The sequence below is a fragment of the Devosia insulae DS-56 genome (assembly GCF_000970465.2).
GTDB classification, from domain to species: Bacteria; Pseudomonadota; Alphaproteobacteria; order Rhizobiales; family Devosiaceae; genus Devosia_A; species Devosia_A insulae.
Window position 1 is genome coordinate 1 of sequence record NZ_LAJE02000404.1, and the last position, 7,139, is coordinate 7,139.

Sequence of the window (7,139 nt, forward strand, 5' to 3'; positions counted from 1 at the left end):
CAGCATGACGCTGGGCGCGCCCTTGTCGCCCGGCAGCGTCGCGATCAGGTTGCCCAGCCGGTCGGTGGTCGAGGTGATCCCCAGCCCCGCCATCGCTGCCTTCAGATACTTGCGGACCCGTCCCTCATAGCCGGAGAGCCCGGGAATGAGCATCAGGTCGATCACCCATTGCTTGAGGCTCATCAATACCCCCGCGCCGAGCGGACCAGCCGCATGAACTCGGCCGCCCGGTCGGCATCCACTGCCTTCCAGGTGTCGCCATCGACCTTCAGCGACGAGCCGACGATGCAGCCGTCGGCCACATCAAGCACGTCCGCGACCGTCGCGTGCTTCACGCCGGTATTGGCCAGCACCGGCGTGGTCGGCAGCGCCCTCTTCACCGCTTCGAGGTCGACCATCTTGGCCGCTTCGCCGGTGATGGCGCCGGAAACCAGGATTGCATCGGGGATCGACGAGAACACCGCGCTGCGGGCCCGGTCGCTCAGCGGCCGCTGGTCCAGCGAATAGGCGAACTCGGCCGAGACGTTGTAGAGCAGCGCCAGATCCTGGCGGCCCAGCCGGTCGCGATAGCGCATCGCCTTGCCGGCATCCGGCGTCCACGGGCCCATGTCCGAGGCATAGGTACCGGTGAAGATCTCGCGCACGAAGCGCGCGCCGGTGGCCGCCGCCAGCGCGATCGAGCTCTCCGGGTCCCACAGGACGTTGACGCCGAACGGCACGCTGATCTCCGAGCGCAACCGCCCGATCACGTAACCCATGGTCGCGGTCGAGGCGGTGTCGACCTTGAATTCATACGGCCGGTCATTCTCGTTGCCGAACATCACGGCATCGAACCCGGCGGCCTGCAGCGCCACGAGATCCTTGCGGGCCCCCTCGACGATGGCCTCCACGCCCCCCTCGTAGTCGTGCAGCGGCGCGCCCGGCAGCGCCCCCAGATGCACCATGGCAATCACTGGCTTCTTGTCGCCGAACACCGTCTTGAATTTGCTTGTCATTGTTTTTTGTAAACCGCTTTACTAGACGCCTATGCGTAGCAGCGGCAAAGCCCGGCGTCTACGGCTCGCTAGAGGGTCGGAAGCCCGCTCCACACCAATCCTTAACCACAATCCGGTAGAGTATGCGGGAATGAGTGCGAGGTTCCCCGAGATGGAACTGCTCTTCCTCCTCCTGCTGATCCCCGTGGTCTGGCTGCTGTTGCTGCCCGGACGGATCGCCAAACGCGCCCGCAAGTACCGCTTCACCGGCGCCGGCATTCTCGTCGGCGTGCTGATCGCCGGCTGGATCGGGGTGCAGGCCATGTCGAAGCCGCCGGCCGAGACTGTCGACTACGCCGCCGGTGACAGCGACCTGCGCGCTATCCTGCTGCGCCCCGAAACCGCCCCGCGCTACAGTTTTCGGGAGTAGGCCCTGTGGCAGGCCAGAACGTTCCACAACCTCGATGTCATCCCGGCGAAGGCCGGGACCCATCCTGAGATGGAGCAGTCTTACGCGAAATACCAAGCACCTCAGGATGGGCCCCGGCCTTCGCCGGGGTGACGCAGTGGATGAGGTTCTATCGAGGCAAAACGCGAGGCTTCAGCCCGCTATCCAGCCACACGAAATCAGCTTCGGCTCCGGGGACCAATCGCCCCAACCCGTTCGCCCCGATCGCCTGTGCTGGATAGAGCGACGCCATCCTCAGGCACTCACCCAGCTCCAGCCCGAACTTGAAGTGCATGTACCGCACCGCCGCATCGAGTGTCAGGTCGGCCCCGGCCAGCGTGCCGTCGCCGAGCCGCAGCGCCCCGTCCTGGCGGTAGATCGTTCGTCCGTTGAGCGAAAAACTTCTCAGGTCGGTGCCGGCTTGCGACATCGAATCCGACACGAGGAAGATCCGCCCCGGCCCGGTCTTGGCCCGCAGCGCCAGCCGCAGCGTCGCTGGGTGCACATGAATGCCGTCGGCGATCAACCCACCCCACACGCTGCCGTGGTGCAGCGCCGCGCCCACCACGCCGGGGTCGCGGTTGCCGATCTGGCTCATCGCATTGAACAGATGCGTCGCCATGCTCGCACCCATCCGGATCGCCGCCGAGGTCATCTCGAACGAGGCATCCGAATGCCCGATGCTGACGACGATCCCTGCACGCACCAGCCGGGCAATCTGCTCCGGCGTTACCGTCTCGGCATCCACGGTCACCAGCAGATGGGGCAGGGCGCTACGCGCCCGTTCCAACCGCGCCAGATCCGCCTCGTCGATTGGCCGGATCAGCGCCGGATCATGCGCACCCTTGCGCGCCAGCGATAAATGCGGCCCCTCGAGATGCAGCCCGAGAAAACCCGGCACCTGCCGCCGCGCCGCCTCGGCTCCGGCCGCCAGCACCGCGTCTGTGACCGCGGCCGTGTCGGTGATCAGCGTCGGCAGAAGCCCGGTCACCCCGAATGCACGGTGCGTGGCGCAGATCACGCCCAAGTCGTTCGCGGTGGTTCCCGGCCCGATCAGTTGTCCGCCACCGCCGTTCACCTGCAGATCGATCAGCCCGGGCGCCAGCACCCCGCCATCGAGGGGCACGTGCCTGGCATCAGCCGGAGCGGCACCGATGGAGTGGACGACGCCGTCAGCGACGACGAGCGCCGCATCGTCGTGCCACGTCTCGCCATCGAAGATGCGGGCGCCGGTATAGGCGGTTAGGCCGATCATATTGAAACTTCCCCTCACCCCGACCCTCTCCCCAGCGGGGAGAGGGGGCGATGTGGCAATGCCCGTGCAAAATGCGTCCCCTCTCCCCTCTGGGGAGAGGGTTAGGGTGAGGGGCGCCAAGCCATAGATTCTCGAAGGATCAGCCTTCTTTGGCCATGGACTTCTTGAACTGCGGCAGGTGCTTCTGCTGGGCTTCCAGCATGCGCTCGCGGTACTGGCCGTAGATGATGTCGGTGTCGTGCAGCGTTACGCCCGGGATGGTCGGGGACGCAAACACCGGCAGCTCGATGCCGCGGTCGGCGAGCTTCTGCGCGCTCTCGGCCAGCAGCTCATGCATCATCATCATGGCAAGCACCGTCGAGGAACCGGCCACCGGACGCGACCAGCCCTTGATGTTGACGATCGCATCTTCCACCGGCGAGCCGGTATCGATGACGATGTCGGCGGCATGCGGCAGGCGCTTGCCCGACGAGTGCGTAGCGGGCTTGCCGGCATTGGATTGCGCCGTGATGGCGATCACCGTCAGCCCACGCTCCTTTGCGTAAAGCGCCGTATCGATGCCCGAGGCGTTGGAGCCGGAATGGCCAAAGATCACGATGGTGTCGCCGGCGTTCAGCGGCTGATGGTCGAGGAACTTTTCCGCGTACTTTTCGGTGCGCTCGAGCCAGAGCAGTTCTCGCACGCCGCCGGCGCCGAGGATGTTGTGCCACATGACGCGCGGGTCGGTCAGCGGGTTGAAGCCGACATAGGAGCCGTAGCGCGGGTAGGTTTCCTGCACCGGCAGCACCGAATGGCCCGAACCGTAGAGATGCACCAGGCCCTTGTTGGCGAGGGTTTCCGCGACCGCGGACGAGGCCTTGTCGAAGGCGTCGGCATTCGCCGTGGCCGCCGCCTCGGCGATCTTCACGAGCTTGCTGATATAGAGGGTAGACATGGGTTTGCCTTTCAGAACAAAGCGTTACACGTAGAGGGTGGAGCGGATCTCGTAGCGGTCCGCCCGCATGGTGGAGAGGGCGTATTCGAACGGCCCCCTCGCGTCATAGGCGATGCGTTCGACCTCGAAGGCCGGCGTCCCCGCCGTAAGCTGCAGCAGTTCGGAATCCGCGGCGGCGACGCTGCCGACGCGGTAGACTTCCTTGGCCTTCACCGGGGTGATGCCGCAGTGCTCCTTCAGCCAGCCATAGAGCGACTGCACGTTGGTCGCGTCTTCCAGCAACCCGGGCACCCGTGCCTCGGGCAGGTGGCTGGTCTGGATGCCGATCGGCATGCCGTTACCGAGCCGGAGGCGCTTGAGCTGCACCACGGGATCGCCGATCGCGATCTCCAGCGCATCGGCCATCTCTTCATCGGCCGGCACGCGATTGGCTTCGATCAGCCGGGTGCCTGCCTGCAGCGACAGCGACTTCATCTCGTCGGTGAAGCTGGTGAGCCCGCGCACGCCGGCGACGACGGTGGCTGACCGCACAAACGTGCCGCGCCCATGCTCGCGCCGTAAGAGCCCCGCTTCCTCGAGGTTGCGCAGCGCATGGCGCAGCGTGATGCGCGAAATGCCCAGCATTTCCCCGAGCCGATCCTCGTTGGGGATCTGCATGCCCGAGCTCCATTCGCCGCGCTCGACCAGTTCGCGCAGCGCCATTTCGGCCTGATGCCACAGCGGCTCCGGCCGCCGCCGATCGGGCTTTATGAGACCTTGTGGTTCATCCATGCCCATTCCTCCAGTTCGGCCCATAGGCGCCGGCAAATGCTGCGCCCACCAGTCCCGCCTGCGGCCCGAACTGTCCGGGGCGGATATCGATTGCTCTCAGATGTGGTGGCAGTTGCCGGTGCAGCGCCGGCAATAGGAGCGGCCTCAGCACATCCAACGATGCCGCGACGCCGCCCGCGAAGATGATGGCCTCAGGCGCGAGCAGTGCAACCGCGCCCGCGAGCGCCGTCCCGAGCGCCTGCATGGGCGGTCGCAGCGCATCGACGGCTGCAGCGTCGCGCCCGCGCGCTGCCCGCACCAGTGTCGCGCCGTCGGCCAGCCCGATCGACTGCGCGGCCGCATCGAGCGCCCGGCCCGAAGCCTGCCGCTCCAGCCAGCCGCTGCGGTCCTCGCCCGGGTCATTGAGGTCTGCCACCGCCCAGCCGAACGAACAGGCGGCGCCGCCATTGCCGGCGACGATCCGGCCACCCGCCAGCACGGACGAGCCGATGCCGGTGCCGATGGCGAGGAGGATCGCGTCTTCCAGCCCCTTGGCCGAGCCGGCCGAGACCTCGGCCAGGAGCGCGAACTGCGCGTCATTGCCGAGTCCCACCGAAACCCCCGGCAGCTCCGCCGCGAGGTCGAGCCCGTCGAGATAGCCGAGATTGGGCACCCAGCGGCACACCGTCCCCTGCGCCAGCCCCGGAATGCCGAGGCCCAGCCGCGTCGCCCGGTGCGCGCTCAGTTGCTGCCTCAACAGCTCCATGAACGCCGCGAGCGTCTGCGGCGCCGCCCATTCGCCCACCGCGCGCACGGCTACCGGATCGCCCAGATCGGCGACGCCGGCGCGGAAGCGCGTGCCGCCGAGGTCGATGGCAAGGATTGTGCTCATCCTTTCACCCCCGAACTGACGACGGAATCGACGAAGAAGCGCTGCAGGATCACGAACAGCAGCACCGGCGGCAGCACCGCGAGTGTGGCTCCGGCCATCACCAGGCCGGTATTCATGGCGCCGCGGTTGTAGCTGAGGAGCCGCGAGAGCGAGATGACGATCGGGTACTGGTCGGCGCTCCCCTGCAGCACCGTCAGTGGCCACAGGTAGCTGTTCCAGTGGTAGACGAAGGCGAACAGCACCAGCGCCGCGATGGCCGGCATCACCGCCGGCGCGACGATCTGGAACAGCACGCGCAATTCCGAAGCGCCATCCACTCGTGCCGCCTCGATCAGCTCGTTCGGCACGCCCTTGATGAACTGGCGCATCAGGAAAATGCCAAAGGCATTGGCGAGGTTGGGGACGATCACCCCGGCGAGGCTGGCGTTGAGCCCGAGATAGCCGGTGATCCGATAGAGCGGGATCAGCGTCACGATCGGCGGCAGGAACATCGTCGCGATCAACAGCGCGAACAGCGCTTCCTTGTAGCGGAACTCGTATTTGGCGAAGGCGTACCCGGCCATCAGGCTGGTGACGATGATGGCGAGCGTCGTGACCACCGCGATCACCGCCGAGTTGAGGAACGAGCGCCCGAGGCTCACCACCTCGGCCACCTGCGTGTAGGCGTCGAGATTGGGTGCGCCCGGCAGCCATACCGGCGGCACCTGCATCGTCTCCTGCGGCGTCTTGAGACTGGTGAGGATCATCCAGGCCAGCGGAAACGCGGCGATCACCGCGACGACGATGATCACCAGCACCAGCAGCGCACTGGCCGGCGTTGCCTTGAAGCGCGGGCCCTCGAGTGGGCGGCGGTCTGCACCTGCGGTGGTCATGCGGATTTTGCCTCCCGCGAACGGGCGAAGGCGAACAGCAGCGCGATCGCGACGACCAGCGCCAGCATCAGCGTCACCGCCATGGCCGAGCCGAGCCCGCCCTGGGCGCGTTCGATGCCGACACGACGGATATGATAGGTGAGCACGTTGGTGGCATTCACCGGCCCGCCCTGGGTGATCAGCGCCACCGGCTCGAACACCTGCACGGCATTGATGATGGCGATCACCGACGAGAACAGCAGCGTGTTGCCGAGCAAGGGCAGGGTGATGGCGAAGAAGCGCTGGATCGGGTTGGCGCCGTCGATCTTGGCCGCCTCGTAAAGCGAATCCGGGATCTGCGTCAGCCCGGCCACCGCCAGCACGGTGAAATAGCCGACCTGCTGCCAGACATTGAGGATGACGATCGAGAACAAGGCTGTCTGTGGCGCGCTCAGCCAGGTCTGCGGCGGGATACCGACCCAGCCGAGGATCTGGTTCAGCGGCCCTTCGGTCGGTGAATAGAGCTTTGAGAACACCAGCGCCACCGCGATCATCGGCACCATGTAGGTGGAGAACAGCACGGTGCGGAGAAACACCCCGCCCGGCGCGATCTTCTGGTGCACCAGCAGCCCCAGCAGCACCGACAGCGGCAGGATGATCGCCACCGACCCCACCGTGTAGAGCGCGGTATTGACCAGCGCCGCCTTGAAGTCGCGGCCCACCGAATTGTTGGCGAAGATATCGATGAAGTTCTGCACGCCGACGAACGTCGCCGTCTCGAACCCGGTCTGGGTCGACCAGTTCTGAAAGCTGAGCCAGATCGTCAGCAGCATCGGGATGATGATGAAAACCGCCAGCAACCCGGTCGCGGGCGCCAGCATGAAGACCGCTGATCGGTGCTGAGTTGAAGTCATAGGTAAGAGTTCGTCTCTAACTTCGGTGCTCAAAGATACCCCCACCCCTGTCCCCTCCCCGCAAGGGGGAGGGAGACGATGGAGCCGCCGCGACCGTGCCGTTGGCCGCGATGGGAATGGG

The 7,139-nt window shown here is 66.3% G+C and carries 8 protein-coding genes and 1 pseudogene; 1 reads left to right on the forward strand and 8 read right to left on the reverse strand.

Annotated features, from left to right (window positions below; genetic code table 11):
• A pseudogene (locus VW23_RS27610) lies at positions 1-183 on the reverse strand (M42 family peptidase); the annotation flags it as partial.
• Positions 183-995, reverse strand: a complete 813-nt coding sequence (locus tag VW23_RS27615; protein WP_069912686.1) for a BtpA/SgcQ family protein — start codon at positions 993-995, stop codon at positions 183-185. The pseudogene VW23_RS27610 and the gene VW23_RS27615, both read right to left, overlap by 1 nt.
• Before the next feature lie 130 nt (positions 996-1,125).
• Here VW23_RS27615 and VW23_RS27620 point away from each other — a divergent pair, with 130 nt between their 5' ends.
• On the forward strand, positions 1,126-1,404 hold the full coding sequence (locus tag VW23_RS27620; RefSeq protein ID WP_141728531.1) for a hypothetical protein: 279 nt from the start codon (positions 1,126-1,128) through the stop codon (positions 1,402-1,404).
• A 148-nt stretch (positions 1,405-1,552) separates the two neighbouring features.
• Here the strand turns inward: VW23_RS27620 and nagA are convergent, their stop codons facing one another.
• The 6 genes from nagA to VW23_RS27650 all read right to left on the reverse strand — a co-directional run bounded on the left by nagA (position 1,553) and on the right by VW23_RS27650 (position 6,985).
• Positions 1,553-2,677: an N-acetylglucosamine-6-phosphate deacetylase gene (gene nagA / locus VW23_RS27625; RefSeq protein ID WP_069912688.1), complete on the reverse strand. Its 1,125-nt coding sequence runs from the start codon at positions 2,675-2,677 to the stop codon at positions 1,553-1,555.
• A gap of 139 nt (positions 2,678-2,816) precedes the next feature.
• Entirely contained in the window at positions 2,817-3,611 is a 795-nt protein-coding gene (locus VW23_RS27630) for a sugar isomerase domain-containing protein (RefSeq protein ID WP_069912689.1), read from the reverse strand.
• A gap of 24 nt (positions 3,612-3,635) precedes the next feature.
• A complete protein-coding gene (locus tag VW23_RS27635) occupies positions 3,636-4,382 on the reverse strand; it encodes a GntR family transcriptional regulator (RefSeq protein WP_069912690.1) in 747 nt (248 codons plus the stop codon).
• On the reverse strand, positions 4,375-5,253 hold the full coding sequence (locus VW23_RS27640) for an ROK family protein (protein WP_069912691.1): 879 nt from the start codon (positions 5,251-5,253) through the stop codon (positions 4,375-4,377). Before VW23_RS27640 ends, VW23_RS27635 begins: the two co-directional genes overlap by 8 nt.
• Positions 5,250-6,125 (reverse strand): carbohydrate ABC transporter permease, encoded by an 876-nt coding sequence (locus VW23_RS27645; protein ID WP_069912692.1) that lies wholly within the window; start codon positions 6,123-6,125, stop codon positions 5,250-5,252. Before VW23_RS27645 ends, VW23_RS27640 begins: the two co-directional genes overlap by 4 nt.
• On the reverse strand, positions 6,122-6,985 hold the full coding sequence (locus VW23_RS27650) for a carbohydrate ABC transporter permease (RefSeq protein WP_244513754.1): 864 nt from the start codon (positions 6,983-6,985) through the stop codon (positions 6,122-6,124). Before VW23_RS27650 ends, VW23_RS27645 begins: the two co-directional genes overlap by 4 nt.
• Positions 6,986-7,139: the final 154 nt, after the last annotated feature.

Coding starts and splice junctions, on each gene's coding strand:
- VW23_RS27615 (WP_069912686.1), bottom strand. CDS start 995: ATGACAAGCAAATTCAAGACGGTGTTCGGCGACAAGAAGCCAGTGATT.
- VW23_RS27620 (WP_141728531.1), top strand. CDS start 1,126: ATGAGTGCGAGGTTCCCCGAGATGGAACTGCTCTTCCTCCTCCTGCTG.
- nagA (WP_069912688.1), bottom strand. CDS start 2,677: ATGATCGGCCTAACCGCCTATACCGGCGCCCGCATCTTCGATGGCGAG.
- VW23_RS27630 (WP_069912689.1), bottom strand. CDS start 3,611: ATGTCTACCCTCTATATCAGCAAGCTCGTGAAGATCGCCGAGGCGGCG.
- VW23_RS27635 (WP_069912690.1), bottom strand. CDS start 4,382: ATGGATGAACCACAAGGTCTCATAAAGCCCGATCGGCGGCGGCCGGAG.
- VW23_RS27640 (WP_069912691.1), bottom strand. CDS start 5,253: ATGAGCACAATCCTTGCCATCGACCTCGGCGGCACGCGCTTCCGCGCC.
- VW23_RS27645 (WP_069912692.1), bottom strand. CDS start 6,125: ATGACCACCGCAGGTGCAGACCGCCGCCCACTCGAGGGCCCGCGCTTC.
- VW23_RS27650 (WP_244513754.1), bottom strand. CDS start 6,985: ATGCTGGCGCCCGCGACCGGGTTGCTGGCGGTTTTCATCATCATCCCG.